The sequence below is a fragment of the Streptomyces sp. AB3(2024) genome, assembly GCF_041862025.1.
Lineage (GTDB): Bacteria > Actinomycetota > Actinomycetes > Streptomycetales > Streptomycetaceae > Streptomyces.
This window is the reverse complement of the sequence record NZ_JBGWAB010000086.1, coordinates 1-23,170: the sequence shown is the minus strand read 5'-3', so window position 1 is coordinate 23,170 and position 23,170 is coordinate 1. Positions and strand designations below refer to the sequence as shown.

Annotated in this window: 26 protein-coding genes and 2 pseudogenes; 13 read left to right on the top strand and 15 right to left on the bottom strand. The window is 71.6% G+C overall.

What is annotated here, in order from left to right; all coding sequences use genetic code 11:
• Positions 1-35: 35 nt before the first annotated feature.
• Positions 36-1,067, bottom strand: a complete 1,032-nt coding sequence (gene glpX / locus ACEPPI_RS27535; protein ID WP_373917961.1) for a class II fructose-bisphosphatase — start codon at positions 1,065-1,067, stop codon at positions 36-38.
• 236 nt (positions 1,068-1,303) lie between these two features.
• Here glpX and ACEPPI_RS27530 point away from each other — a divergent pair, with 236 nt between their 5' ends.
• Positions 1,304-1,831, top strand: a complete 528-nt coding sequence (locus ACEPPI_RS27530; protein ID WP_373917971.1) for a DUF4245 domain-containing protein — start codon at positions 1,304-1,306, stop codon at positions 1,829-1,831.
• Between the two features lie 86 nt (positions 1,832-1,917).
• Here the strand turns inward: ACEPPI_RS27530 and ACEPPI_RS27525 are convergent, their stop codons facing one another.
• From ACEPPI_RS27525 to ACEPPI_RS27510, 4 genes are all read right to left on the bottom strand, one after another.
• Complete coding sequence (locus ACEPPI_RS27525; protein WP_373917960.1) at positions 1,918-2,508, bottom strand: malonic semialdehyde reductase; 591 nt, start codon at positions 2,506-2,508, stop codon at positions 1,918-1,920.
• A gap of 98 nt (positions 2,509-2,606) precedes the next feature.
• Positions 2,607-2,852 (bottom strand): exodeoxyribonuclease VII small subunit, encoded by a 246-nt coding sequence (locus ACEPPI_RS27520; protein ID WP_373917959.1) that lies wholly within the window; start codon positions 2,850-2,852, stop codon positions 2,607-2,609.
• 52 nt (positions 2,853-2,904) lie between these two features.
• Positions 2,905-4,140 (bottom strand): exodeoxyribonuclease VII large subunit, encoded by a 1,236-nt coding sequence (xseA, locus tag ACEPPI_RS27515; RefSeq protein WP_373917958.1) that lies wholly within the window; start codon positions 4,138-4,140, stop codon positions 2,905-2,907.
• A gap of 9 nt (positions 4,141-4,149) precedes the next feature.
• Positions 4,150-5,547 (bottom strand): APC family permease, encoded by a 1,398-nt coding sequence (locus tag ACEPPI_RS27510; protein WP_373917957.1) that lies wholly within the window; start codon positions 5,545-5,547, stop codon positions 4,150-4,152.
• 86 nt (positions 5,548-5,633) lie between these two features.
• On the opposite strand from ACEPPI_RS27510, the gene ACEPPI_RS27505 reads away from it, so the two are divergent.
• Complete coding sequence (locus ACEPPI_RS27505) at positions 5,634-6,647, top strand: 4-hydroxy-3-methylbut-2-enyl diphosphate reductase (protein WP_373917956.1); 1,014 nt, start codon at positions 5,634-5,636, stop codon at positions 6,645-6,647.
• 32 nt (positions 6,648-6,679) lie between these two features.
• On the top strand, positions 6,680-7,435 hold the full coding sequence (ppgK, locus tag ACEPPI_RS27500; RefSeq protein WP_373917955.1) for a polyphosphate--glucose phosphotransferase: 756 nt from the start codon (positions 6,680-6,682) through the stop codon (positions 7,433-7,435).
• Between the two features lie 45 nt (positions 7,436-7,480).
• Here the strand turns inward: ppgK and ACEPPI_RS27495 are convergent, their stop codons facing one another.
• The gene (locus tag ACEPPI_RS27495; protein WP_373917954.1) at positions 7,481-7,939 is read right to left on the bottom strand and encodes a DUF6542 domain-containing protein; all 459 of its coding nucleotides are present in this window, start codon (positions 7,937-7,939) and stop codon (positions 7,481-7,483) included.
• 149 nt (positions 7,940-8,088) lie between these two features.
• On the opposite strand from ACEPPI_RS27495, the gene ychF reads away from it, so the two are divergent.
• Complete coding sequence (gene ychF / locus ACEPPI_RS27490; protein WP_356220113.1) at positions 8,089-9,177, top strand: redox-regulated ATPase YchF; 1,089 nt, start codon at positions 8,089-8,091, stop codon at positions 9,175-9,177.
• A gap of 84 nt (positions 9,178-9,261) precedes the next feature.
• Here the strand turns inward: ychF and ACEPPI_RS27485 are convergent, their stop codons facing one another.
• Both ACEPPI_RS27485 and ACEPPI_RS27480 read right to left on the bottom strand, forming a co-directional pair.
• Positions 9,262-9,525 carry a type II toxin-antitoxin system RelE/ParE family toxin gene (locus ACEPPI_RS27485; RefSeq protein WP_030207783.1) on the bottom strand — a complete coding sequence of 88 codons (264 nt, stop codon included), beginning with the start codon at positions 9,523-9,525 and terminating at the stop codon, positions 9,262-9,264.
• Positions 9,518-9,787: a type II toxin-antitoxin system Phd/YefM family antitoxin gene (locus tag ACEPPI_RS27480; protein ID WP_373917953.1), complete on the bottom strand. Its 270-nt coding sequence runs from the start codon at positions 9,785-9,787 to the stop codon at positions 9,518-9,520. Before ACEPPI_RS27480 ends, ACEPPI_RS27485 begins: the two co-directional genes overlap by 8 nt.
• Before the next feature lie 107 nt (positions 9,788-9,894).
• On the opposite strand from ACEPPI_RS27480, the pseudogene ACEPPI_RS27475 reads away from it, so the two are divergent.
• Positions 9,895-10,367, top strand: a pseudogene (locus ACEPPI_RS27475) (ATP-dependent helicase); the annotation flags it as partial.
• A 168-nt stretch (positions 10,368-10,535) separates the two neighbouring features.
• On the opposite strand, the gene ACEPPI_RS27470 reads toward ACEPPI_RS27475, so the two are convergent.
• From ACEPPI_RS27470 to ACEPPI_RS27455, 4 genes and pseudogenes are all read right to left on the bottom strand, one after another.
• On the bottom strand, positions 10,536-10,928 hold the full coding sequence (locus tag ACEPPI_RS27470; protein ID WP_373917952.1) for a DNA-binding protein: 393 nt from the start codon (positions 10,926-10,928) through the stop codon (positions 10,536-10,538).
• Positions 10,928-11,179, bottom strand: coding sequence for a hypothetical protein (locus tag ACEPPI_RS27465; RefSeq protein ID WP_373917951.1), 252 nt, complete (start codon positions 11,177-11,179; stop codon positions 10,928-10,930). The genes ACEPPI_RS27470 and ACEPPI_RS27465 overlap by 1 nt, the downstream gene beginning before the upstream one ends.
• A gap of 195 nt (positions 11,180-11,374) precedes the next feature.
• Positions 11,375-12,544 carry a hypothetical protein gene (locus ACEPPI_RS27460; protein ID WP_373917950.1) on the bottom strand — a complete coding sequence of 390 codons (1,170 nt, stop codon included), beginning with the start codon at positions 12,542-12,544 and terminating at the stop codon, positions 11,375-11,377.
• 107 nt (positions 12,545-12,651) lie between these two features.
• Positions 12,652-12,834, bottom strand: a pseudogene (locus ACEPPI_RS27455) (type II toxin-antitoxin system RelE/ParE family toxin); the annotation flags it as partial.
• Between the two features lie 151 nt (positions 12,835-12,985).
• Between ACEPPI_RS27455 and ACEPPI_RS27450 the strand changes: the two are divergent.
• The gene (locus ACEPPI_RS27450; protein WP_373917949.1) at positions 12,986-13,267 is read left to right on the top strand and encodes a type II toxin-antitoxin system Phd/YefM family antitoxin; all 282 of its coding nucleotides are present in this window, start codon (positions 12,986-12,988) and stop codon (positions 13,265-13,267) included.
• Positions 13,264-13,518, top strand: coding sequence for a Txe/YoeB family addiction module toxin (locus ACEPPI_RS27445; RefSeq protein ID WP_373917948.1), 255 nt, complete (start codon positions 13,264-13,266; stop codon positions 13,516-13,518). The genes ACEPPI_RS27450 and ACEPPI_RS27445 overlap by 4 nt, the downstream gene beginning before the upstream one ends.
• A 13-nt stretch (positions 13,519-13,531) precedes the next feature.
• Here ACEPPI_RS27445 and ACEPPI_RS27440 read toward each other — a convergent pair whose 3' ends face one another.
• Together ACEPPI_RS27440 and ACEPPI_RS27435 are read right to left on the bottom strand one after the other, a co-directional pair.
• The gene (locus tag ACEPPI_RS27440) at positions 13,532-14,113 is read right to left on the bottom strand and encodes a Uma2 family endonuclease (RefSeq protein ID WP_373917947.1); all 582 of its coding nucleotides are present in this window, start codon (positions 14,111-14,113) and stop codon (positions 13,532-13,534) included.
• A 97-nt stretch (positions 14,114-14,210) separates the two neighbouring features.
• Positions 14,211-14,825, bottom strand: coding sequence for an HdeD family acid-resistance protein (locus tag ACEPPI_RS27435; protein ID WP_373917946.1), 615 nt, complete (start codon positions 14,823-14,825; stop codon positions 14,211-14,213).
• Positions 14,826-15,048: 223 nt separating this feature from the next.
• Here ACEPPI_RS27435 and ACEPPI_RS27430 point away from each other — a divergent pair, with 223 nt between their 5' ends.
• Positions 15,049-17,703: a BTAD domain-containing putative transcriptional regulator gene (locus ACEPPI_RS27430; protein ID WP_373917945.1), complete on the top strand. Its 2,655-nt coding sequence runs from the start codon at positions 15,049-15,051 to the stop codon at positions 17,701-17,703.
• A gap of 113 nt (positions 17,704-17,816) precedes the next feature.
• Entirely contained in the window at positions 17,817-18,128 is a 312-nt protein-coding gene (locus tag ACEPPI_RS27425; RefSeq protein ID WP_373917944.1) for a hypothetical protein, read from the top strand.
• 12 nt (positions 18,129-18,140) lie between these two features.
• Here the strand turns inward: ACEPPI_RS27425 and ACEPPI_RS27420 are convergent, their stop codons facing one another.
• The gene (locus ACEPPI_RS27420) at positions 18,141-19,157 is read right to left on the bottom strand and encodes an SMP-30/gluconolactonase/LRE family protein (protein ID WP_373917943.1); all 1,017 of its coding nucleotides are present in this window, start codon (positions 19,155-19,157) and stop codon (positions 18,141-18,143) included.
• Between the two features lie 78 nt (positions 19,158-19,235).
• On the opposite strand from ACEPPI_RS27420, the gene ACEPPI_RS27415 reads away from it, so the two are divergent.
• The 4 genes from ACEPPI_RS27415 to ACEPPI_RS27400 all read left to right on the top strand — a co-directional run bounded on the left by ACEPPI_RS27415 (position 19,236) and on the right by ACEPPI_RS27400 (position 23,019).
• The gene (locus tag ACEPPI_RS27415; protein WP_373917942.1) at positions 19,236-19,673 is read left to right on the top strand and encodes a MarR family winged helix-turn-helix transcriptional regulator; all 438 of its coding nucleotides are present in this window, start codon (positions 19,236-19,238) and stop codon (positions 19,671-19,673) included.
• 92 nt (positions 19,674-19,765) lie between these two features.
• The gene (locus ACEPPI_RS27410) at positions 19,766-20,962 is read left to right on the top strand and encodes an alpha/beta hydrolase (RefSeq protein WP_373917940.1); all 1,197 of its coding nucleotides are present in this window, start codon (positions 19,766-19,768) and stop codon (positions 20,960-20,962) included.
• A 192-nt stretch (positions 20,963-21,154) separates the two neighbouring features.
• The gene (locus ACEPPI_RS27405) at positions 21,155-22,234 is read left to right on the top strand and encodes an alpha/beta hydrolase (RefSeq protein WP_373917939.1); all 1,080 of its coding nucleotides are present in this window, start codon (positions 21,155-21,157) and stop codon (positions 22,232-22,234) included.
• Complete coding sequence (locus ACEPPI_RS27400; protein WP_373917938.1) at positions 22,231-23,019, top strand: serine protease; 789 nt, start codon at positions 22,231-22,233, stop codon at positions 23,017-23,019. The genes ACEPPI_RS27405 and ACEPPI_RS27400 overlap by 4 nt, the downstream gene beginning before the upstream one ends.
• Positions 23,020-23,170: the final 151 nt, after the last annotated feature.

Genomic DNA, 23,170 nt, shown 5'->3' with positions numbered 1-23,170 from the left:
CCCCTTTCGCCGTGCCGTCGCCGGCCCGGTTCCTCCTACTGCGCCCGGTCGAAGTCGATCGCGCTGTACGCGCGCAGCTTCGAGAGGCGGTGGGTGGAGTCGATCTGCCGGATCGTGCCCGACTTCGAGCGCATGACCAGCGAGGACGTGGTCGCGGTCTCCGCGCGGTAGTGGACGCCGCGCAGCAGCTCGCCGTCGGTGATGCCGGTGGCCACGAAGAAGACGTTCTCGCCGGACACCAGGTCGTTGGTGTGCAGCACCCGGTCCAGGTCGTGGCCCGCGTCCAGGGCCTTCTGGCGCTCGGCGTCGTCCTTGGGCCACAGCTTGCCCTGGATCGTGCCGCCGAGGCACTTGATGGCGCAGGCCGAGATGATGCCCTCGGGGGTGCCGCCGATGCCCAGGAGCAGGTCGACGCCGGTGCCCTCGCGCACCGCCATGACCGAGCCCGCGACATCGCCGTCGGAGATGAACTTGATGCGGGCGCCGGTCTCGCGGATCTCCTTGACGATGCCCTCGTGGCGGGGGCGGTCCAGGATGACGACCGTGACGTCCTCGACGGCCATGCCCTTGGCCTTGGCGACCCGGCGGATGTTGACCGAAACCGGCGCGTTGATGTCGACGAAGTCGGCGGCCTCGGGGCCGGTGACGAGCTTGTCCATGTAGAAGACCGCGGACGGGTCGAACATCGTGCCGCGGTCGGCGGCCGCCAGGACGGCGATGGCGTTGGGCATGCCCTTGGCGTTCAGGGTGGTGCCGTCGATCGGGTCCACGGCGATGTCGACCTCGGCACCGGTGCCGTCGCCGACCTGCTCGCCGTTGTAGAGCATCGGGGCTTCGTCCTTCTCGCCCTCGCCGATGACGACGACGCCGTTCATCGAGACGGTGGAGATCAGGGTGCGCATGGCGTTGACCGCGGCGCCGTCCGCGCCGATCTTGTCGCCGCGGCCGACCCACCGGCCCGCGGCGAGGGCGGCGGCCTCGGTGACCCGGACGAGTTCCAGAGCGAGGTTGCGGTCGGGGGCTTCGGGAGAGACTTCGAGCTGGGGCGGCAGGTTGTGCTCGGTCATCGGAGCGCACCTTTCTGTACGACGACGGCCGGGATGTGAGGGTGCTGGAACTCTATCGGTACGTCGACATATTGAGCAGAGCGGGTCACGTATGAGCGGAATATCGGTCAACAGGACGGGCTGAGTGGACGCATCCCCCGCCCCTCCCGTCCCGTACGGGACTTCCGCCGGGCCCGCCACGCCGACCCCGGCGCTGATCGTCCCCGGGCATGCGGGACGATGGGGGCGTGGCAGGTATGAAAGGCAAGCAGACGGTCTGGGACATGGTGCGGTCGCTGGCGGTGATCGGCGTCGTCGTGGCGGGCATCTACATCTTCCTCCCCCATGACGAATCGGCCGACCCGACGCGCACGGTGGACTACCGGGTGGAGACCATCACGGCGCGCCGCGCCGCGCCGTACCCCGTCGCGGCCCCGGTGGGGCTGGCGAAGGAGTGGCGGGCGACCTCGGTGACGTACGAGCGCAAGGACGCCAACGCCTGGCACCTGGGCTTCCTGGACCCGGAGAAGCAGTACGTGTCGGTGGAGCAGTCCAGCGACGCCTCGGTTAAGTACGTGGAGAAGGTCACCCGGGGGGCGAAGGCCACCGGGCAGACCCAGCAGGTCGGCGACCGCGCCTGGGAGCGCTGGGACGGCGAGAAGTACGACGCCCTGGTGCTCCAGCAGCAGGGCTACGTCACCGTCGTGACCGGGACGGCCTCCTTCGAGCAGCTCGGCGCGATGGCCGCGGTGCTGGAGTTCAAGCAGGGGGCGCAGGCCTCGTAGGGCCCGCCGGAACACGGAGAAGGCCGCCCGCCCCGGGGAACCGGGGCGGGCGGCCTTCTCCGTGTCCGCTCTGCGCGGGGCGGGACTCAGACGGTGGTGACGACCTGGTCGAAGTCCAGGCGCGGGGAGCGCGGGAACCAGGCGTTCTCGCCCGGCTTGCCGATGTTGACGACCATCAGCGGGGTGTGGTCGGCGTCCAGGAACTCCTTCTGGACGCCGGCGAAGTCCAGACCGGTCATCGGGCCGGCGGCCAGGCCGGCGGCCCGGACGCCCAGGATGAAGTAGGCGGCCTGGAGGGAGGCGTTGACCAGGGCGGACTGCTCGCGGACCGGGCGCTCGGAGAAGAAGGCGTCCTTGGCCTGCGGGAAGTGGGGCAGCAGCTGGGGGAGCTCGTCGTGGAACTCGTTGTCCGCGGAGAGGATCGCGACCAGCGGGGCGGCGGCGGTCTTGGCCTGGTTGCCCTCGGCCATGTGCTTCACGAGGCGCTCGCGGGCCTCGGGGGAGCGGACCAGCGTGATGCGCAGCGGGGTCTGGTTGAAAGCCGTGGGGCCGAACTTCACCAGGTCGTAGATGGCCTGGACCTGCTCCTCGGTGACCGGCTCGTCGGAGAACGAGTTGGCGGTGCGGGCCTCGCGGAACAGCAGGTCCTGGGCGGCGGCGTCGAGCACGAGAGACATCGGTAAGCCTTCTTCTGTACGGAGGTGAAGCGCGATGTCTCCGACTCTACGACGAAAGTAGATGAAATTTCAACTAAATGGGCCTGGCGAGACCTGGATCACTCTTCGCGGCCGCCCCCGCGGCCGTCGCCGTCCCCGGCCGCCTCCCGGGCCGCCAGCGCCGAGTCCAGCCGGGCGCGGGCCCCCTCCAGCCAGTGCCGGCAGACCCGCGCCAGCTCCTCGCCGCGCTCCCAGAGCGCGAGGGACTCCTCCAGGGAGGTGCCGCCGGCCTCCAGCCTGCGGACGACCTCGACGAGTTCGTCGCGGGCCTGTTCGTACCCCAGCGCGGTATCGCTCTCAGTCATTCCCGTTTCCCATCGTATCTGCGTACTACAGCCATTTTGTTGCCGGAACTTGTCATCCTTGAGCGGTCTTCGAGGCCGTCTCCGCCGTGACCTCCACCGCGAACTCGCCCGCCGCCACCCGCGCCCGCAGCACCTGCCCCGGCGCGACCTCGCCGGGCGCCCGCACCACGTGTCCGTCCGCCCGCTGGAGCACCGCGTACCCGCGCTCCAGGGTGGCCGCGGGGGACAGCGCGAGGACCCGGGCCCGGGTGTGCTCCAGTTCGGAGTCGGCCCGGTCCAGCAGGTGCCCGAGCGTGCGCCGGCTGCGGGCCAGCAGCGCGTCCAGCTCGGACTCCCGGGTCTCCACCATCCGCTGCGGGTGCACGAACACCGGCCGGGCCAGGGCGTGCGCGAGTCCCCGCTCCTCCCGGTCCAGCAGCCCGCGCAGCGCGCGCAGCCCCCGGCCCTGGAGCTGGCGCACCCGCTCCATCTCCTCCCCGACGTCCGGGACCACCTTCTTCGCGGCGTCCGTCGGCGTGGAGGCCCGCAGGTCCGCCACCAGGTCCAGCAGCGGCGAGTCCGGCTCGTGCCCGATCGCCGAGACCACCGGCGTACGGGCCGCCGCGACCGTCCGTACGACCTCCTCGTCGGAGAAGGGCAGCAGGTCCTCGACGCTGCCGCCGCCGCGCGCCACGATGATCACGTCCACATCGGGCCGGGCGTCGAGCTCCTTGACCGCCTGCACCACCTGCGGCACCGCGTGCACCCCCTGCACGGCCACGTTGCGCACCTCGAAGCGCACCGCCGGCCAGCGCCGCCGGGCGTTCTCCAGCACGTCCCGCTCGGCCGCCGAGGCCCGCCCCACCACCAGCCCGATCAGCTGCGGCAGGAACGGCAGCGGCTTCTTGCGGTCCAGCGCGAACAGGCCCTCGGCGGCCAGCGACCGCTTCAGCCGCTCCAGCCGGGCCAGCAGCTCCCCGATGCCGACCGGGCGGATCTCGGTGACCCGCAGGGACAGCTGCCCGCGCGGGGCGTACCACTCGGGCTTGGCCAGGACGACGACCCGCGCGCCCTCCGACACCGCGTCCGCGACCTCCTCCCAGACCTGCCGGAAGCAGGTCACGCTGACGGAGATGTCGTGCGACGGGTCCCGCAGCGTCAGGAACACCACCCCCGCCCCCGGCCGCCGGGACAGCTGCGTGATCTGCCCCTCCACCCACACCTGGCCCAGCCGGTCGATCCAGCCCCCGATGAGCCGGGACACCTGACCGACCGGCAGCGGCGCATCAGCCGACGTATTGAGACCCATGGACGCAGGCTAACCGCCGGGGCCGACACCCGTACCGGGCCCGTCGGCCGCGGCCCCGGCGCGTCGGCCGCGCTGGGCCGCCCAGACGCACAGCCCCACCAGCAGCCACACCGCCCCCACGAGCTGCGCCGTCCAGGACGCCCCGACGATCACGGCCACGGTCACGGCGGCGCCCAGTACGGGAACCACCAGGTGCTTCCACCGGTTCGGCGGGCCCTCCATCCGCCGCACCACGAACCAGCCCACCACCGAGGCGTGCAGCAGCGTGAAGGCCGTCAGCGCGCCGATGTCCACCACGGAGACCAGGTGGTCGAGCCCGTCGTCGCGGCGGGCCGCCCACACCGCCGCGACCAGCGTCACCGTGGCCGCGACCAGCAGCGCCGCCCTCGGGGTGCCGCCCGAAGTGCGCGCCAGAACGCCCGGCAGCCGCCGCTCCCGCGCCATCGCGAACAGCAGCCGCCCGGCCGCGGCCTGCCCGGCGAGCGCCGCGAAGGCCGCCCCGACCGCCTTGCTCGCCGCCACCAGGTCGTGCAGCCACCCCCCGACCGAGGCCTCGACGGCGTCGTAGAAGGCCGGTCCCTGCAGCGCCGGGTCGGCGGCCAGCTCGGCCGAGGAGACCGGGGTGAGCAGCGCCGCGAGGTAGGTCTGGACCAGGAACAGCACCCCGGTCAGCGCCAGGCAGAACAGCACCGCCCGCGCCACCCGGGCCGAGCCCCCGGTCGCCTCCTCCGCGAAGGAGACGATGGCGTCGAAGCCCAGGTAGGACAGGACCGCGATCGACACCGCGCCCAGGACGGCGCCCGACGAGAAACCCAGCGAACCGTCGCCGGTCAGCGGCGACAGCCAGCCGCGCCGGGCCCCGTCCCGGACCAGTACGGTCACCGCCGAGACGAGGAAGACGAGCAGGACCAGGAGCTCCATGCCGAGCACCGCGAAGCCCACGCGCGCGGCCGCCCGTACGCCCCACAGGTTCAGCAGGGTGGTGATCACCACGGCCAGCGCCGTCCACACCCAGCGGGAGACCTCCGGGACGAGGGCGTTCATCGCGATCCCGGAGAAGAGGTAGGCGACCGCCGGGATCAGCAGGTAGTCCAGCATCGCCATCCAGCCCGCGATGAGCCCCGGCCCCTCGCCCAGCGCCTTGCGGGCGTAGGTGAACACCGAGCCCGCCTGCGGGGCCACCCGCACCATCTGCGCGTAGGAGAAGGCCGTGAGGGCCATCGCGGCCGTCGCGACGAGGTACACGAGCGCGACGGCGCCGTGCGACCTGGCGTCCAGGGTGCCGAAGACCCCCACCGGAGCCATGGGGGCGATGAAGAGGAGACCGTAGACGACCAGGTCCCGGAATCCGAGGCTCCGCCGCAGGGCGGTGGGCGGGACGGCGGTGGAATCCGTGGCGGACGCCATCGTTCCTCCGAAGGATCGCCGGTATGGACGTTCGACCAAGTGTGTGCCGTACGGGGGACGTCCGGCCTGCTGGAGACCCCCGTACGATGGAGCGTATGACTGCTCCCGCCCCCGCTTCCGCATCCCGCCGCGTCCTGCTCGCCGCCCCGCGCGGCTATTGCGCGGGAGTGGACCGCGCCGTGATCGCTGTCGAGACGGCCCTCCAGCAGTACGGTGCGCCGGTCTACGTCCGCCACGAGATCGTGCACAACAAGTACGTCGTCCAGACGCTGGAGAAGAAGGGCGCCATCTTCGTCGAGCGGACGGAGGAGGTCCCGCCCGGCTCCATCGTGATGTTCTCCGCGCACGGCGTGGCGCCTGTGGTGCACGAGGAGGCCGCCCGCGGCAGGCTCGCGACGATCGACGCGACCTGCCCGCTGGTCACCAAGGTGCACAAGGAAGCCGTCCGGTACGCGAACGAGGACTTCGACATCCTCCTCATCGGCCACGAGGGCCACGAGGAGGTCATCGGCACCTCCGGCGAGGCCCCGGACCACATCACCATCGTCGACGGCCCGGACGACGTCGCGAAGGTCGAGGTGCGCGACGAGTCGAAGGTCGTCTGGCTCTCGCAGACCACGCTCTCGGTCGACGAGACGATGGAGACGGTCGACGCGCTGAAGACGAAGTTCCCGCTGCTCGTCTCCCCTCCCAGCGACGACATCTGCTACGCCACCTCCAACCGGCAGGCCGCGGTCAAGGTCATGGGCACCGACTCCGACCTGGTCATCGTGGTCGGGTCGAAGAACTCCTCGAACTCGATCCGGCTGGTCGAGGTCGCCCTCGACGCCGGCGCGGGCGCCGCGTACCTGGTCGACTTCGCGAGCGAGATCGACGAGGCCTGGCTGGAGGGCGTCACGACGATCGGCCTGACCTCGGGCGCCTCGGTGCCCGAGGTCCTGGTCGAAGAGGTCCTGGAGTGGCTGGCCGCCCGCGGCTACGCCGACGTGGAGATCGTCAAGACCGCCGAGGAGTCCATCGTCTTCTCCCTCCCCAAGGAGCTGCGCCGCGACCTGCGCGCGGAGGCCGCCGAACTGGTTGCCGGGGGCGCGGACGAGTAGCCTGCCGGGCCCGGCGTTCGTACGGTGAGTCCATGCAGATCTTCGGTGTGGACATCGGCGGTTCCGGGATCAAGGGCGCTCCCGTGGACCTGGACCGCGGCGAGCTGGCGCAGGAGCGCCACAAGGTACTGACACCGCATCCGGCCACCCCCGAGGGGGTGGCCGGATGCGTCGCAGAGGTGATCGACGCGTTCTCCTGGAAGGGCCCGGTGGGGGTCACCTTCCCGGGTGTGGTCACCGGCGGCATCACCCGTTCGGCCGCCAACGTCGACGGGGCGTGGGTGGGCACGGACGCCGCCGCCCTCCTCTCGCGGGAGCTCGACGGCCTGCCGGTCGCCGTCCTCAACGACGCGGACGCGGCGGGCGTCGCGGAGATGACGTACGGGGCCGGGCGCGGCCGGGGCGGCACCGTCATCCTGCTCACCCTGGGCACCGGCATCGGCAGCGCCCTCTTCACGGACGGGCGGCTCGTGCCGAACTCGGAACTCGGCCACCTGGAGCTCAAGGGCCACGACGCGGAGACCCGGGCGTCGGTGAAGGCCAAGGAGGACGGCGACCTCACCTGGGAGCGCTGGGCGCACCGCCTGCAGAGGTACCTGGCCCACGTCGAGATGCTCTTCTCCCCGGACCTCTTCATCCTCGGCGGCGGGGTCAGCCGCAAGCCGGAGAAGTTCCTCCCGCTGATCCGGGACATCCGGGCGGAGATCGTCCCGGCGAAGCTCCAGAACAACGCGGGCATCGTCGGCGCGGCGATGGCCGCCCGCGACCTGGCGCGGAAGGCGGGGTAGGCGGGTCGGGCGGTGCTGCGACGGGTCGGGCGGTGCTGCGACCGGTCAGGCGGTGCTGCGACGGGCGGCGCGCCGCCGCCCGCTCAGCGCGGCGCGCCGCACCAGGGCGATCAGGGCGGCGACCAGCGTGCCCGCGTAGAGCCAGCCGGCGTGCAGGGACAGCGCCGACACCACGCCCATCAGCTGCCCGCCGACGCCGCCGGAGGCGCCCGACACGGGCCAGACCCCGGCGGCGAAGGCGATGGGCACGGCCACGGGCGCGGTGACCAGGTCGGCCGGCCGCACCCACGCGGCGGTCGCGGCGGCCACGGGGAGGAAGAGCAGCCCGTAGGCGAAGAGCGAGGAGTCGAAGAGCAGCCAGGAGATCCCGGCGGCCAGGAGCATCGCGACGCAGGCGAACAGCCCGCCGCCGAGCCCGGTCAGCCGGGGCCGGGGCAGCCGCCGCACGCCCCGGGCCGCGGGGGGCCGGGGAGCGCGCACCTGAGGGTGACCTGTCGAACGCATCCTGTATTGCTCCACCCGACCAACCTAGGCGGGAGGCCCCCCGGATCGGCCCCCGGACACGCGTACATCCACCGGCGCTCATCGGAAAGTAAACTGTCCGACGGCCCACTCCGGGCCGCCGCCCCCTCCAGCTACGGGAAGTCGCCAACGTGTCGCTCACGATCGGAATCGTCGGCCTGCCGAATGTCGGCAAGTCGACCCTTTTCAACGCCCTGACCAAGAACGACGTGCTGGCGGCCAACTACCCGTTCGCCACCATCGAGCCGAACGTCGGCGTCGTCGGCGTCCCGGACCCGCGCCTGGCCGTCCTGGCCGGCATCTTCGGCTCCCAGAAGGTCCTCCCGGCCACGGTCGACTTCGTCGACATCGCGGGCATCGTGCGCGGCGCCTCGGAGGGCGAGGGCCTCGGCAACAAGTTCCTCGCGAACATCCGCGAGTCGGACGCGATCTGCCAGGTCATCCGTGCCTTCAAGGACGAGAACGTCGTCCACGTCGACGGCAAGGTCTCGCCCAAGGACGACATCGAGACGATCAACACCGAGCTGATCCTCGCGGACCTCCAGTCCATCGAGAAGGCGGAGCCGCGCCTGACGAAGGAGTCCCGCCTCCAGAAGGAGAAGGTCGCGGTCCTGGCGGCCGTCGTCGAGGCGAAGAAGATCCTCGAAGCGGGCGACACCCTCTTCTCGAAGGGCATCACCAAGGGCACGGAGCAGGGCGACCTCCTCCACGAGCTGCACCTCCTCACCACCAAGCCGTTCCTCTACGTCTTCAACGTGGACGAGGACGAGCTGACGGACGACGCCTTCAAGGCGGAGCAGTCCGCGCTGGTCGCCCCGGCCGAGGCCATCTTCCTGAACGCGAAGCTGGAGCAGGACCTCTCGGAGCTGGACGACGAGGAAGCCCTGGAGCTCCTCCAGTCGGTCGGCCAGGACGAGCCCGGCCTCGCCACCCTCGGCCGCGTCGGCTTCGCCACCCTGGGCCTCCAGACCTACCTGACGGCAGGCCCGAAGGAAACCCGCGCCTGGACCATCAAGCAGGGCGCCACCGCCCCCGAGGCCGCGGGCGTCATCCACACCGACTTCCAGCGCGGCTTCATCAAGGCCGAGGTCATCTCCTTCGCGGACCTGGTCGAATGCGGCTCGGTCGCGGAAGCCCGCGCGAAGGGCAAGGCCCGCATGGAGGGCAAGGAGTACGTCATGCAGGACGGCGACGTGGTGGAGTTCCGCTTCAACGTGTAATCACATACCCACAGACGGCCTGACCTGCGAGAACGCAGGTCAGGTCGTAGTGCTGTCCGCAGCAGTCCGCAGAACCTGGAGCCGCTACGTGTCGTACACCGTGGAGCGGTGTCCGACGTGTACGACCCACACGACCAGCTCCCCGTTGTCGATCGTGTACACGACACGGTAGTCGCCGACTCGTAGGCGGCGGCGCTCAGGCTGGGATACGAGTGCGGTGGTGTTGAAGCCGAAGGGGTCGCTCTCCAGCTCGGTCAGTTTGGCCAGGATGCGAAGCGCCATGTCACGCGGGATCTTGCGCAGCTCGGCCTGGGCCTCGGGCCGGAACACCGTGCGGTAGTCACTCACTGCGTGCCAGCGTCTCCCTCATCACGTCCTCGATCGGGACGCCGGCGGCCGGGCTCGCCATGCGCTCGTCGATGATGCGGTTGATCTCGCGCTCTTCCCACTCCTGGTACTTGCGCAGCACCTCGATCGAGACCACGGCGGCGACCGGCTTGCCGCGACGGGTGATGACGGTGGGTACGTCGTCGCGGTCGGCCCGTTCGACGACTTCGGCCAAGTGAGCGCGTACATCGCGGATGGACTCTATGGGCAGCGGCTGAGTCATGCTTCAAGGGTACAGAGTGTGCCATGTGTACACAACGCTGCGAGCCAGTCGGTCCAGGGGCCAACGGTGGCAGTATGCGGGGACATGGCGAGAGGGGCCGGGGCGGGATGGGGCGCAGTGAGCGGGAGGCGGTTGCCGCGGGAGGGCGGCTGTACGAGGCGGCGCAGGCGGTGGCCGGTGACCACGGGCGGGCTGTCGAGGCGGTTCGGGCGGCGCTGAAGCCGATCTGCGATACGGCGGCGGAACAGGCGCTGGACGCCATCCCAGTGGCCGGTTGAAGGAGGTCACCGAGGGTCGGCTGAGGCTCGGGGAAGTCGAGAGGAGCGGGCTGCGGTCGGTCCGGCAGGTACTCGATGCCGGTTCCTACCGGTTGCGACAGATTCCCGGCGTGGGGCAGCGGACCGCCGACCACGTCATCGCGGCGGCACGTCAGATTTCTGATGCCGTTCGGGAGACCATCGCTGTCCACATCGACGTGGATCGGCCGGAGCCGCGAACCACCTCACTCGTCATGGCCCTGCACGTGCTGGTGGAAGCGGGCCCTGATGCGCGGCGAGCTGTCGATACGGCCGTGGCTCTCAGGTCAGGATCGGTCCGCAGGCATTCCGCTTCAACGTCTGACGCTATGTCAATACCTGTGCCCGACCCGCCTGTTGCTGGGTCGGGCGCAGGTGTGTGTCCGCAGTGGGTCCTCGATCCTGCGATGCGGTGACAGCGTTTGGCCGGGCGGCGTGGCGGCGACGCGGTCTCAGACCTTGACGACCTCCACGGAAGGGCCGCACAGGAGTGTCAGATCCTCGGGGTCGGAGGTGAGGACGGTGGCCGGCCGGGGCGCGTTGCGGGCGATGACGGCGAAGGCGGCGTCGATGGCGTACTTGTGGCCGTGGAGATGATGGGCGCGAAGGAGGGTGGCGGCTTCGTCGGTGATCTCTCTGGTGACGTCGTGAACGTCGACGCGGGAGAGGACCCACTTGATGCGGGCCGGATGGATCCGTTCGTAATCGGTCTCAAGAGTGGTCATGGCGCTGGTGGCCACGCGGATGCCCTCCTCTGATGCCGCCTGGACCAGAGCTACGACGGTGCGGTCCTTGCGGTAGAGCTTGGAGAGTCCTTCGCTGTCGAGCAGCAGGGTGCCGGGCATCAGGCGGCGGCCCCGCCGGCCTGCCGGTGGTCGTGGCGCAGCAGCGCGCGGGCGGCCTCGACCTCCTCGCGGGTGAGTTCGTCATTGTCGGTCTCGAAGTCGGCGACGATCTCCCGAAGCCCGTCCATGGCGACCCGTTGTTCCAGGGCTTCGGCGACGTAGGCGGAGAAGCCACCGGGCCCGACATGGGCGCGTACGGCTTCGGCGAGGTCCTCAGGCAGGCTGACGGAGTACTTTCTGCTACTGCTCATGGTGTCGATCCTACCGGCGGTCGCAACACTGAGGGTGTGAATGGTCGCGGCGGCGCGGAGGGGGCGGCTCGGGCGCTCCGTCCTCCGCCCTGCGAGGCCGCCCGGTCCGCAGCCGGTTCGCAGGACACCCGTAAAAAGCCGTCGGGAGCCAACGCATGCCAACGAGGAAATCCCAGGTCAGGGCCCGGTGCGGCCCTACTCGGCAGACGGTTCGAGCATCGGCTCGAAGGCGGACCCCTCCTCATCGGGAACGTGGGGGAGGAATCCGTCGGGGACGGTGCGGGCGGCGGTGGTGAGCAGGCGGTCCAGGACTTCCCGGTCGGTGGCCGGGGGGAGCCGAAGTGCGGCGAGGAGGTGGTCGCGGACGGCGGGGTGGTCCGGGTGGTCGTCGAGGTAGTCGGAGTTGAGGGCCGGGGGCCGGAAGCCGGCCAGGGCGTCGTGCCAGGACGGCAGGACGATGGCGAGGGTCAGGGCCTCGGCGAGGGACTCGGCGATGAGGGAGGCCCGACCCTCGGAGTCGGTGTAGAGCACGGGGCGGGGGCCGTCGGGGACGGCCGGGCCGCAGAGGTAGTGGGTGCCGCCCGCGTTGCAGCCGGCGACGGGCTCCACCGAGAGGCCGTTGGGCAGGGCGATCGACTCGATCGGGTCGGTTCGGGCAAGGTCGAACTCGCCGTCGCAGGACAGGTAGGAAGCGGCCTCGGGATGCGCGGCGATCCTGTGGAGCAGTGCGTTGTCCGAGAGGACGGCCGGGCTGAGGGCCCCGGCGATCGCCGGGGTGAGGGGGTGCCCGGCGAGGACGTGGCGGATGGCGTCGAGGGGGACGGGGCGCTCGTAGTAGTCCTCGAAGTGGGCCTGGACGGCCTCGGGGGAGCGGTCGGCCAGGAGGTGGAAGAGGAAGCCGGAGCCGTCAGGGTCCTCGCTACCGGCGGGGAAGGCGATGGTCGAGCCGGTACGCCAGGCGGTGTCGCCGGTCTCCCGCCACAGGCAGACGGTGACCCGAGGGGCGTCGATAACCTCGTCGTGGAAGGCGGGCTCATCCAGGAGCGGGCGCAGCGCCGCAGGCACGTCGTCGATGACACCGGGCCAGACCTGCTCGTCGTCCGTCCCGTACGGACTCATTTCCGACTCGTGGTCGAAGCCGCGTATGAGGACGCCGGCCGGGGTGAAGAGGACGGAGAAGTCGTCCCCCGAGCCGTTCTCCATCAGGGCCGCCTCCGTGCCGGGGCCCCAGGCGGGGTCGAAGGTGTACTGGCAGAACCGCGGATCGCCGCCGATCGTGGTGTCCAGGACGGCCAGTGCGCTCAGATGCGTACGGAGTTGGGCGGGGTCGGGGAGAAGGGCGGCGGTCTCGTGCGCAGTGCTCATGGCGCCATGGAAGCAGCCGCCACCGACAGTCCGGCGCGGCCGCCCGGACAGCGGTGCCGCCACCTCCGGCGACTTCGGACCGACCGCATGTCTTTTCCCGGCGCGGATCAGGTGTCGTAGACGGTGGAGCGGTGTCCGGCGTGCACGACCCGGACCACCAATTTTCCATTGCCGATCGTGTAGGCGACGCGGGAGTCGCCGACTCGCAGGCGACGGCGTTCTGGCTGCGATACGAGCGCCGTGGTGTTGTGTCCGAGGGGGTCGCTCTCCAGTTCGGTCAGCTTGGCCATGGGGGCAGGCTGCCTGCGTCGCGGTTGCGCGTGCTGGATGTGCTGGGCAAACCTGCACCGTGCCGGATCGGTGCCGGATTCGATTCACCCGACTGGGAGGTGGTGAGAGTGGTACGTTATTAGGTACCACTTGAGGGGAAGGGGTCAGGTCATGTCCATCACCGCGAGCGAAGCCCGCAAGGAACTCTTTCCGCTGATCAAGAAGGTCAACGAGAATCACGAGGCCATCGAGATCGTCTCCAAGCACGGCAACGCCGTGCTCGTCTCGGCCGAGGACTATGCGGCGCTGCGCGAGGGCTCGTACCTGCTGCGCTCTCCGGCGAATGCTCGGCGGCTGCTCAAGGCGTACGAGAACGCCCTGGCCCACATCAACGTGTCGGAGCGCGAGCTGATCGATCCCGACTCCGCGGATGCAGACGCGGGTGCCGCGTGAGGCTTGTCTTCGAGGATCAGGGCTGGGAGGACTACACGTCCTGGCTCAAGAACGATCGCAAGATGCTCGCCCGGATCAACAAGCTCATCGAGGACGTCAGGCGGGACCCCTTCAGCGGCATCGGCAAGCCGGAGCCGCTGAAGTACCACCTGCCTGGCGTGTGGTCGCGGCGGATCGATGACGAGCACCGCCTGGTCTACCTGGTGACGGACAAGGAGATCGTCATCCTCGCGGCCCGGTACCGCTACTGACCGTGCTGACTTTTCAGCTGCTTCGGGGCGGGGTGAGCTTGTCGAGGTCCAGGCTGATCTCGAAGGGCACCGGGCGCTGGAGGGTGCCCCGGAAGATCCCGGCGGGGGCGTAGGAGCCGGTGGGTTCGTCGAGCTCGTAGACGTGGACGACGGGTGCCCCGTCCTCGTCCTCGATGCACCAGTAGTGCGGGATGCCGGCCTCCGCGTACTTGCGGAGTTTTACTGTGCGATCGCGATGGGCGGACTCCGGGGATACGGCCTCCACGACGAGCTTCACGTCCTCTGGGGCGTACCAGGTGCGGTCGGGGTCGTAGGGCAGGTCCGTCAGCAAGAGGTCCGGCTCGGGGCGGTTGCGGGCATCGAGGCGGATCGTCATCTCGCGCTCGACCTCGATGCCGGCCGGCGTCTGTGCCATGAGCGTGGTGGTCAGGGCGGTGACGAGGCGGCCATGCCAGGACCGCCGGGGCGACATCATGAAGACGAGGGCTCCGTCGATCAGCTCGGTGTGGCGGGGTGCCTCGGGGAGGCGGTCGAGGTCCTCCGCGAACCAGCCTTCCGCGCGCGGCGGGCGCATCCAGTCGGGCAGTGCGGTCATGGCTTCACGTTAGCGGCCCGCAGCTCACGCCGGAGAGGCAACGACGCCGGCCGGAGGACTTCCGGCGAATCTCCGCACCGGGCGTCGATGCGGCCGCTCACTGCGGCGGTGTCTGGGTGATGCTGCGGGTGGCGGAGCGCAGTACGAAGGCCATCACCACTTCGAACACGCCGAGCAGGACGAGCCAGAGGCCCAGCAGCCGTGTCAGGGCGACCGCGGAGTCCACCGGGAAGCAGAGCACGACGATTCCGGCGATGACGCCGAGAGCGCCCAGGCCGAAGACTAGGCCGCGGTGTACGAGGGCGTGGTCGGCGATCGCCGTGTACGCCGTCAGCACCCCGCTCAGCAGCCAGAACACCCCGAGGATCAGGGACAGCGCGCCGATCGTCTGCATCGGATGCCGCAGTACCAGGACGCCCGCCAGGAACGCCAGCATGGAGATCAGGACGCCCGCCAGTCTGCTGCCGCCCCGGTCGCCGCTGTGCGAGAAGGCCGAGACGAAACGGAAGGCGCCGGCCACCAGGAGCTGCAGGCCGATGATCACGGCCAGGACGTGCAGGGTCTCGTCGGGCCAGACGAGGATCAGGATGCCGGGGATCAAGGTCGCGAGGGCGAACCCGAGTGCCCAGCGCCAAGAGCTCCCGAGCTGCTTGAGGACGTCCTCGGGGTCGCTGTGCGTGTACTGCGGTGCCGCGTCGGGGGATACGGTCATCACGCCTCCTGGGCCAGCCGAGCGGCCCGCGGGGGCGCCCTGGAGCCGCTGGACATGCCGTGACTGCTTTCAGGCCATTTTAGATCGTCATGGGGTTGCTCGCCGATCCGGCGGACCCGGGCGGTGACCCGAGGGGCGGCCATCGCCTGCGCGGTGGGGGATCCGGGGGGTGGATCTTGGTGCGTATCCTCGGGGTTCGCAGTGGGCGCGTGGGAGGCAACAGGTGGAGATCCGGCTGCTCGGGACCGTCGCCGTCGTGACGGAGCACGGGGACGTCGCGCTGGGGCCCGCCAAGCGCTCCAGCCTGCTGGCCATGCTGGCGTTGCGCCCCAACACCACGGTCCGGGTGAGCCGGCTGATCGAGGCCCTCTGGGAGGACGAGCCGCCCGCCCGGGCCCGGACCGTGCTGCAGGGGCACGTCTCACGGCTGCGCGCCCTGCTGGCCCAGTGCGGGGCCCCGGCGTACGGGGTCGAACTCGCCACCCAGGGCTCGGCGTACGCGCTGCGGATGCCGCAGTCCCTCGTGGACGCGCACCGCTTCGAGGAGCTCGTCACCGTGGCCCGGGTGCAGCGCCGGCCCGCCGACGCCGTCGTGATGCTGCGCGAGGCGCTCTCCTTCTGGCAGGGGCCCGCGCTCACCGGGACCGTGCAGAGCCGGCACCTGCAGGCCGAGGCGAGCGGCCTGGAGGAGCTGCGGCTGGCCTCGGTGGAGGCGCTCGCCGGGGCGTACGGACGGCTCGGCGAGCACGGCATGGCCGCCGCAGTGCTCCGCACCGAGGCCGTCGCACACCCACTGCGCGAATCCCTGGCGGCCGCGCTGATGCTGGCCCTGGGCCGCTCGGGGCGGCAGTCGGACGCCATCGGCTGGTACCACCGCACCCGCCGGCTGCTCGGCGAAGAGCTCGGCGTGGACCCGGGGGAGGCGCTCGACTCCGCCTACGCGGAGCTGCTGCGTTCGGCCGGCCCCGCGTCGCGGCGGCGGTCCGCCGCGCCCGCCCCGGCCGCCGCGGCGATGGTTCCCGAGCAACTGCCCCGTGCACCGCGCGGGTTCACCGGTCGGGACGCCGAACTGGCCGAGCTCACCCGGGCCGTCGGGGCGGGTGACGCGGCCGTCCGCCTGGTCACCGGGCCCGCCGGAGTCGGCAAGACCGCCTTCGCCGTGCACTGGGCCCACCAGCGGCACGCCGACTTCCCCGCGGGCCGGCTCTTCGCCGACCTCCGCGGCTTCAGCGACGCCCAGCCGCCCGAAACCGGCGCCGTCCTACGGGAGTTCCTCCTGGCCCTGGGGGTGTCGCCGGAGGGGATGCCGGAGACGGCCGACGCGATGGGCGCGCTGTTCCGCTCGCTCACCGCGGGGCGCCGGCTGCTCCTCGTACTCGACGACGCGCGCTCCTCCGAGCAGGTCCGGCCCCTGCTCCCCGGCGGCGACCTCTGCACGACGCTGGTCACCAGCCGTAACCGGCTCGGCGGACTCGTCGCCTCCGACGCCGCCCGGCCGCTGCCCCTGGGCCACCTCCCGCCGGCCGACGCGCGGGCCCTGCTCGCCGACGTGCTGGGCGCGCCCCGGGTCGAGGCCGAACCGGAAGCCGCCGCCCGGCTGGCCGCCCTCTGCGACGGCCTCCCGCTGGCGCTGCGGGTGACGGCGGCCCGCCTGGCCGAGCGGCCGGAGTGGGGGCTCGGCGCCATGGTCGGCGAACTGGCCGACGAACAGGGGCGGCTGGCGGCCCTGAACGTCGAGGACACCGGGGTGTCGGCCGCGCTGCGCCTCACCGTGCAGCAACTGCCCGAGTCCGCGGCCCGGATGTTCCGTGCGCTCGGCCTGCACCCCGCGGGCGACCTGGACCGCTTCGCGGCCGGCGCGCTCGCCGGGACCTCGCCCGCACAGGCCTCCGCCGACCTGGACCGGCTCGCCGCGGCCCACCTGATCGGCGAGCCCGTTCCGGGCCGCTGGTCGTCGCACGACCTGGTACGGCTCTACGCCCGCGAGCTCGCCCCGCAGGCGGACCCCGAGGGCCTGCGCCGCCTCCTCGACCACTACCTCTACACGGGACTCGCGGCCGATGCCGCCGCCGAGCCGGGCTCCCAGCCCTGCTACGCGCTGCCCTCCGACTTCCGCAGGCCCCCGGCGATCCGCGAGTTCGAGGACCGCCGCGCCGCACTGGCCTGGTACGAGGCGGAGCGCCCGGCCCTGGAGGGGGCGGTCGCCGCCGCCGCTGCCCTGGGCCTGCACGACCGGGCCTGGCGGCTGGCCCTCGTACCGTGGCCGCTGGTGCTGTGGCGGATCGGGGACGGCTGGGTACCGCTCCTGGAGGCCGGACTGCGTTCGGCGGAGCACGAGGAAGACCCCGACGCGCAGTCGCGCACCCGGGCCCTGCTCGGGTGGGTGCTGCACGAGGAGGGCCGCGACGCCGAGGCCCTCGTCCACCTGGAGCAGGCGCCGCCGCTGGCCGCGCGGGCCGGTGACGGGATCGGCGAGGCCATCGCCTACGCGAACCTCGGGGCGGTCCTGGACTCCACCGGGCGGCACGAGCGGGCTGGGGAACTGATGTCCCGGGCGGCCCTGCTCGCCGCGCGGACCGGCCACCCGTCCACGCGGGTGCTGACCCTCCAGCACCTGGCCCGGCACTGTCTGCGGACGGGGGCCCACGAGGAGGCGCTCGCGCACGTCGTGCGCGCGGAGGGGCTCGTCCCCGAAGGGCTGGAGGTCGGCCGGGCGCAGCTGCAGATCGTCCGGGGCGAGGCCCTGGCCGGCCTCGGGCGGGTCGAGGAGGCCGCCGGCCAGCTCGGACGGGCCGCGGCGGCGGCGGACGCGGCCGGGTTCACGGACGGTGCGCGGCGGGCGGGGGAGCTGCTGTCGCGGCTGGCCGCGGATCGTTAGCGGCGCGCAAGCGGAACGGCAGCGCCCGGTCGGAGGCTGTGGTCATCGCCGCACGTGTGCGCCGCCTGCGTGCACCGTCTCCGTGCGCCGACCGATCGTTCCGGGGAACCACCATGCCTGCCTGCCGCAAGAACACCGTCCTGGCCGCTGCCGCTGCCGCTGCCGCCGTCGCCGTCCTGTCGCTGGGGCTGACCGCCTGCGGCGGTGGTGGCGGAGCCCCGAAGGCCGCGGAGCCCGCCGCCCCGGTCGTCCCGAAGGCCGGCGTGCCGGCGTACGCGAACGTACGCGTCGCCACCACGGGCGCGCACGAGGACGACGAGGTCGTCACCCGCTTCAACGTGCACCTCTCCGCCGCCCACGCCCCGGCCGGCTGCCGCCCCCCGCACCCGAAGCGCGGCCCCCGGTGCTCCCGCCCGGCCCGTTGAGGTTCCCCGCCGTCAGAGGCCGTGGACCTCGGCGACCGTGAAGGTGGTCGGGGTGCCGCCGGTGGGGTTCATGGGGCCGCCCTGGTCGAACTGGGACCGGACCACCAGGGTGCGGCCCCGGGTGTGGGCGAGGGTGGTGGGGATCTGGAGCGAGGGGTCCGTCAGGGTGCGGGTCAGGCGGGCGCGGGTGCCGTCGGCGCTGAGCTGCCAGCGGGTCAGGGTGTTGGGGAGGTTCTGGGCCACGCGCAGGGTGCCGTCGGGGGAGAGGGCGAGGCCGTCGGCGGCCTTGAGGTCGCCGCCGGTCAGGGCGACGCGGCTGAGGGCGCCGGTATGGAGGTCGACGCGGTGGAGGTCGCCCGCGGTCATGTCGACGGCGAGCAGGTAGCGGCCCGCGGGGTCGGAGACGATGCCGTTGAGGGCGAAGCTGCCGGCGGGCGCCGGGGTGAGGTGCCCGGTCAGGTCGTAGGCGACGGTCAGGGCGCCGGAGCCGGCGCGCAGCTGGGCCGGGGTGACCCGGTAGATCACCGGGCGGGCGCTGTCGGTGAGGTAGGCCGTGCCGTCCGGGGTGATGGTGAGGTCGTTGATGAAGCGCGGGCCGGTGCCCGGGACCTCGAAGTGGGCCAGACGGGTTCCGGTGCGGGTGTCGTACACCGCGACCCCGGTGGTCGAGTCGGTGACCCACAGCCGGCCCCGGGCGTCGACGCGCAGGCCGTTCGCCGTGTGCCGGCCGTCGGTGCCGGCGGGGAGGAAGACCTCGGCGGTGCGGGCGCCGGGGCGGGCGCGGTAGACGGTGCCGTCCGCGTACGAGCCGACGTAGACGGTGCCCGTACGGGAATCGGAGGCGATGCCCTCCGGATAGACCTTCGCCCCGGGCAGGGTGAACGCCGTCGAGATCCGGGGCGCGGGCGCGGCGGTGGCGGGCGACGGGGGAGCGGTCGCGGCGGCGGCGCCGGCGGGCGCGGTGGCGGCCACCGTGAGGGCCGCCGACACGGCGAGGGCCACGGCGAGGTGCTTCGGCAGCTTGGGCATGTGTGAGTCCTTCTTATTGAGTGAGTTCGAAGAGTAGTTAGAGTTCTAATGATTGGCAAGGGTCGTAGGATTCCCCCCATGACGTCCATGCCCCCCGGGGAGCGCATCGGCTCGCACATCAAGCGCGCCGAGCAGGCCCTCCTCGCGGCGAAGAACACCGCGTGCAAGCCGGCCGCCGTGACGGTGCCGCAGTACGCGGCGCTGCTCTGGCTCGCCGAGAAGCCCGGCATCTCCGCCGCCGCCCTGTCCCGGCTCTGCGGGGTCACGCCGCCGACGATGAACACGGTCCTGAAGAACCTCCAGGAGCGCGGGTTCATCGAACGGACCCCCCACGAGTGGCACCGCAACGTGCTGGAGACCCGGCTCACCGAGGAGGGCCGCGTCGTGATGGAGCGGGCCGACGAGGGCGCCGTCCGGGTCGAGCGGGCGCTCGCCGCGGCCCTCTCCGCCGAGGACCGGGAGCGGCTCGTGGAGCTGCTCGGACGCTGCGCCGAGGTGCTCGACACCCTGAAGTGACCGGGGGGTCCGGGCACGGCCACCGGAAGTTCCGCCCCTGTTTTTACGCGGATTCGGAACTTTCCAGGACACTCGCACATCAGGACCAGTGGATGTCTGTCCAGCCGTTCTGCCCCGCCCCGGGGCAGTCCCGACCGTTCGGAGCGAAGTCCGTGCACGAGTACCCGCAGCAGCCGTCCGGACCCGACCCCGAGCCGGGGCGGGGCCGGGGCCGCTCCCGGCGCGCGATCTGGATCGGCGTGGGCGTGGCCTGCGCGCTGCTCCTCGGCGGTGGGGGTTTCGCCGCCTGGAAGAACGAGTGGTTCTCCGGCAACGGCGAGGCCGTCAGCTTCGGCCCGGCGGCCGACCGGCCCGCCCCGGCGTCCGGCGGCTCCGGGCAGAAGTCCCCGAGCGCGGCCCCGGTGGCCCCGCCCAAGCCCACCGGCGACCCGGACGTGCTCATGCCGTCCGGCCCGAAGTCCGACTTCAAGCAGACCACCAAGCTCGACGACGGCACCGTCATAGCCAAGACCCGCCTGACGGGCGCCAAGTCCGGCTTCGAGGGTGACGTCTGGGTCTGGGCCCCCAAGCAGTACGACGACCCGAAGTACGCCAAGAGTGCCTTCCCGGTCCTGATCGCGCTCCCCGGCGGCAACGGCTTCCCGACGAACTACTGGGCCGACCGCAGCCTCGGCCTCCAGAAGGCCATAGCCGAGGGCGTCGAGGCCGGCACCAGCCTGCCGTTCATCGTGATCATGCCGGTGCTCAATCCGGACAACAAGTACTACTACGACGGCGCCGACATACCCGGCCAGCCCAAGATGGGCACCTGGATGGCGGAGGACGTCCCGGACTTCGTCCGCGCGAACTTCCGTACGTACAAATCCCGCGACGGCTGGGCCTTCATGGGCTCCTCCTCCGGCGCCTTCGTGGGCATGAAGACCGTCCTGCAGTACCCGGACCGCTTCAAGGCGGTCATCGCCAGCGGCGGTGAGATCACCCCGGACTCCCCGCTCTGGAAGGGCCACCAGGCCGAGATGGACGCGAACAACCCGGAGAAGCTCGCCCAGAAGCTGATCGACTCGGGCGGCCCCGAGGTCTACATCAACTTCCAGGTCGGCACCAAGGAGACCGGCAAGGACCGGATGGCGAAGTTCGTGCGCGAGTACGGCAAGGGCCCCGTCAAGACCACCATCCGCGACATCCAGAACGGCGAGCACAACGGCTGGCACTACGTGCGCGGCATGAAGGAAGGCTCGCTGGAGTGGGTCAGCAAGGTGCTGAAGGGCCCCAAGCCCGAGGCCGGCTGACGGCCGGCTGACCCGCCCCACCCCGGACGCCCGCCCCACCCGGACGCCCGTCCGCCACGTGGCCCTCGCCACGTCGCACCGGTCCCAGGCAACCCCTACGGTCGTTCACACCTCTGTACAGGTGTGTAAGGGGGACCTATCGGTCCGACCCGTGCCCAACCAGGGCGCCGGAGAAGGAACGGGAACGAATCCGTGCAGTATGACCATCAAGGCGACGGCGGCCCCACGACCGAGGGCGGCCGTCGCCCCCAGCGCCTGCGCCGGGCCCTCATCGGCGGTGCGGTCGCGCTCGCCCTCGCCGTCGGGGGCGGCGCGGCGTACGCCTTCGGGCTCTTCTCGGACCTGGGCGACCCGGTGTCCTTCGGGAAGATCCAGGAGTCGGCCGCCGCCGAGGCCATCCGGCCGGGGGTGCTGATGCCGACCGGCCCCAAGGCCGCGTTCGTGCGCACCAGCAGGCTGCCGGACGGCACGCAGATCGGCATGACCACCCTGACCGGGGCGAAGTCCGGCTTCACCGGCGACGTGTGGGTGTGGGCGCCCAAGGAGTACGACGACCCGCGCTACGCCAAGAGCGGCTTCCCCGTGCTGATCTCCCTGCCGGGCGGGCGCGGCTACCCCAAGAACTACTGGGGGACCGGACCGGGGCTCGGCCTCCAGCAGGCCGTGATCGACGGCTTCAAGGCCGGCACCAGCCTGCCCTTCATCCTGATCATGCCGGTGATCAACGCCGACACCAAGCACCACTTCGACGGCTCCGACATCCCCGGAGAGCCCAAGATGGGCACCTGGATGGCCGAGGACGTCCCCGATTTCGCGAAGGCCAATTTCCGTACCTTCACCTCCCGCGACGGCTGGGCCTTCATGGGCTCCTCCTCGGGCGGGTTCGGCGCCTTCAAGGACGTGCTGAAGTACCCCGAACGCTTCAAGGCCGTCATCGCCAGCGGGGTCGACATCGTCCCCGATTCCCCGCTCTGGAAGGGGAACCGGCAGGCCATGGACGCGAACAACCCCGAGAAGCTCGCCGAGAAGCTGATCAGGGAGGGCGGCCCGGACGTCTACGTGAACTTCCAGATCGGGACCAAGGAGGGCGGCCGGGAACTGGCCGAGGGCTTCATGCGCACCTACGGGAAGGGCCCCGTGCACACCCGCCTCCAGGTGATCCAGGATGGTGAGCACAATGGGAAGTCGTACGTACGTGGCATGAGGGAGGGCTCCCTGGCGTGGATCAGCAAGGTGATGCAGGGACCTACGCCCGATCCCGCCGTGCGATGAGCCCGGTGGTGAAGGGGGCGTCGGCGGCCGCCGCCGCGGGGATCGCGGCGCTGTGCGCCGTCGTGTTCCTCAAGGCGTCGGGCGACCAGTCGGTGCATCCCTTCCCCACCGTCGGCGTGCTCATGGCCAACGGGGAGCACTGGTGCACGGCGAGCGTGGTCGACAGCCCCCGGGGCAACGTCGTCGCGACGGCCGCGCACTGCGTCGCCCCCGCCGGCGAGGACGGACACGTCGGCGAGGTGGCCCACGACGGCCTCGCCATCGGCGAGCTCTCCTTCGCCCCCGCCTTCTCCGGGGAGGGCGCGGGCACCCAGCCCCTCGGAGTGTGGAAGGTCCGTTCGATCCACGTGGACGACCGCTGGACGAAGTGGGGCGACGAGACCGCCGACTTCGCCTTCCTCACCATCGAGCCCGACGGGGACGGCCGCAGCCTGCAGCAGCGGGTCGGCGCGGGGGAGGCGCCGAAGCCCGACTGGACCTCCGGGTACGAGCGGGACGTCACCGTGATCGGCTACCCGGAGTCGGAGCACAACCCGCAGAACAAGCCCGTCTCCTGCACCACCCAGACCCGCCACGACGTGAACGACCCCGACATGCTGTACATCAGCTGCGCGGGCTTCTGGACGGGCACCAGCGGCAGCCCCTGGGTCGCCGACCGGGGCGGCACGGGGCAGCCGGGCCGGCTGATCGGGGTGCTCAGCGGCGGGGACACGGACGTGGACTCCACCGCCGCGCTCTACGACGAGAAGGCCAAGGCCCTCTACGAGCAGGCGGCCCGCGGCTGACGCGACGCCCCTCCCGGCCCCGCCTTCCCGCCCCGGGGCCGCTACCGGGGCTAATCGCAGTGCATCGGGCTTCAGCCCGGTGGTGAAGCGATTCTCAGAACTGCTCTGACCCGCAGGTCACAGCGGACGATTCTGCTGCTCGATGTACTGA

What these genes read in the sequence shown, in the direction of transcription:
- ACEPPI_RS27460 (WP_373917950.1), bottom strand. Translation starts at nt 12,544, where the DNA reads ATGAGCACTGCGCACGAGACCGCCGCCCTTCTCCCCGACCCCGCCCAA.
- ACEPPI_RS27480 (WP_373917953.1), bottom strand. Translation starts at nt 9,787, where the DNA reads ATGACTCAGCCGCTGCCCATAGAGTCCATCCGCGATGTACGCGCTCAC.
- ACEPPI_RS27510 (WP_373917957.1), bottom strand. Translation starts at nt 5,547, where the DNA reads ATGGCGTCCGCCACGGATTCCACCGCCGTCCCGCCCACCGCCCTGCGG.
- ACEPPI_RS27415 (WP_373917942.1), top strand. Translation starts at nt 19,236, where the DNA reads ATGACGTCCATGCCCCCCGGGGAGCGCATCGGCTCGCACATCAAGCGC.
- ACEPPI_RS27470 (WP_373917952.1), bottom strand. Translation starts at nt 10,928, where the DNA reads ATGCCCGGCACCCTGCTGCTCGACAGCGAAGGACTCTCCAAGCTCTAC.
- ACEPPI_RS27420 (WP_373917943.1), bottom strand. Translation starts at nt 19,157, where the DNA reads ATGCCCAAGCTGCCGAAGCACCTCGCCGTGGCCCTCGCCGTGTCGGCG.
- ppgK (WP_373917955.1), top strand. Translation starts at nt 6,680, where the DNA reads ATGCAGATCTTCGGTGTGGACATCGGCGGTTCCGGGATCAAGGGCGCT.
- ACEPPI_RS27400 (WP_373917938.1), top strand. Translation starts at nt 22,231, where the DNA reads ATGAGCCCGGTGGTGAAGGGGGCGTCGGCGGCCGCCGCCGCGGGGATC.
- ACEPPI_RS27530 (WP_373917971.1), top strand. Translation starts at nt 1,304, where the DNA reads ATGAAAGGCAAGCAGACGGTCTGGGACATGGTGCGGTCGCTGGCGGTG.
- ACEPPI_RS27410 (WP_373917940.1), top strand. Translation starts at nt 19,766, where the DNA reads ATGTCTGTCCAGCCGTTCTGCCCCGCCCCGGGGCAGTCCCGACCGTTC.
- ACEPPI_RS27435 (WP_373917946.1), bottom strand. Translation starts at nt 14,825, where the DNA reads ATGACCGTATCCCCCGACGCGGCACCGCAGTACACGCACAGCGACCCC.
- ACEPPI_RS27465 (WP_373917951.1), bottom strand. Translation starts at nt 11,179, where the DNA reads ATGAGCAGTAGCAGAAAGTACTCCGTCAGCCTGCCTGAGGACCTCGCC.
- xseA (WP_373917958.1), bottom strand. Translation starts at nt 4,140, where the DNA reads ATGGGTCTCAATACGTCGGCTGATGCGCCGCTGCCGGTCGGTCAGGTG.
- ACEPPI_RS27440 (WP_373917947.1), bottom strand. Translation starts at nt 14,113, where the DNA reads ATGACCGCACTGCCCGACTGGATGCGCCCGCCGCGCGCGGAAGGCTGG.
- ACEPPI_RS27495 (WP_373917954.1), bottom strand. Translation starts at nt 7,939, where the DNA reads ATGCGTTCGACAGGTCACCCTCAGGTGCGCGCTCCCCGGCCCCCCGCG.
- ACEPPI_RS27520 (WP_373917959.1), bottom strand. Translation starts at nt 2,852, where the DNA reads ATGACTGAGAGCGATACCGCGCTGGGGTACGAACAGGCCCGCGACGAA.
- glpX (WP_373917961.1), bottom strand. Translation starts at nt 1,067, where the DNA reads ATGACCGAGCACAACCTGCCGCCCCAGCTCGAAGTCTCTCCCGAAGCC.
- ACEPPI_RS27505 (WP_373917956.1), top strand. Translation starts at nt 5,634, where the DNA reads ATGGAGCGTATGACTGCTCCCGCCCCCGCTTCCGCATCCCGCCGCGTC.
- ACEPPI_RS27425 (WP_373917944.1), top strand. Translation starts at nt 17,817, where the DNA reads ATGCCTGCCTGCCGCAAGAACACCGTCCTGGCCGCTGCCGCTGCCGCT.
- ACEPPI_RS27525 (WP_373917960.1), bottom strand. Translation starts at nt 2,508, where the DNA reads ATGTCTCTCGTGCTCGACGCCGCCGCCCAGGACCTGCTGTTCCGCGAG.
- ACEPPI_RS27450 (WP_373917949.1), top strand. Translation starts at nt 12,986, where the DNA reads ATGTCCATCACCGCGAGCGAAGCCCGCAAGGAACTCTTTCCGCTGATC.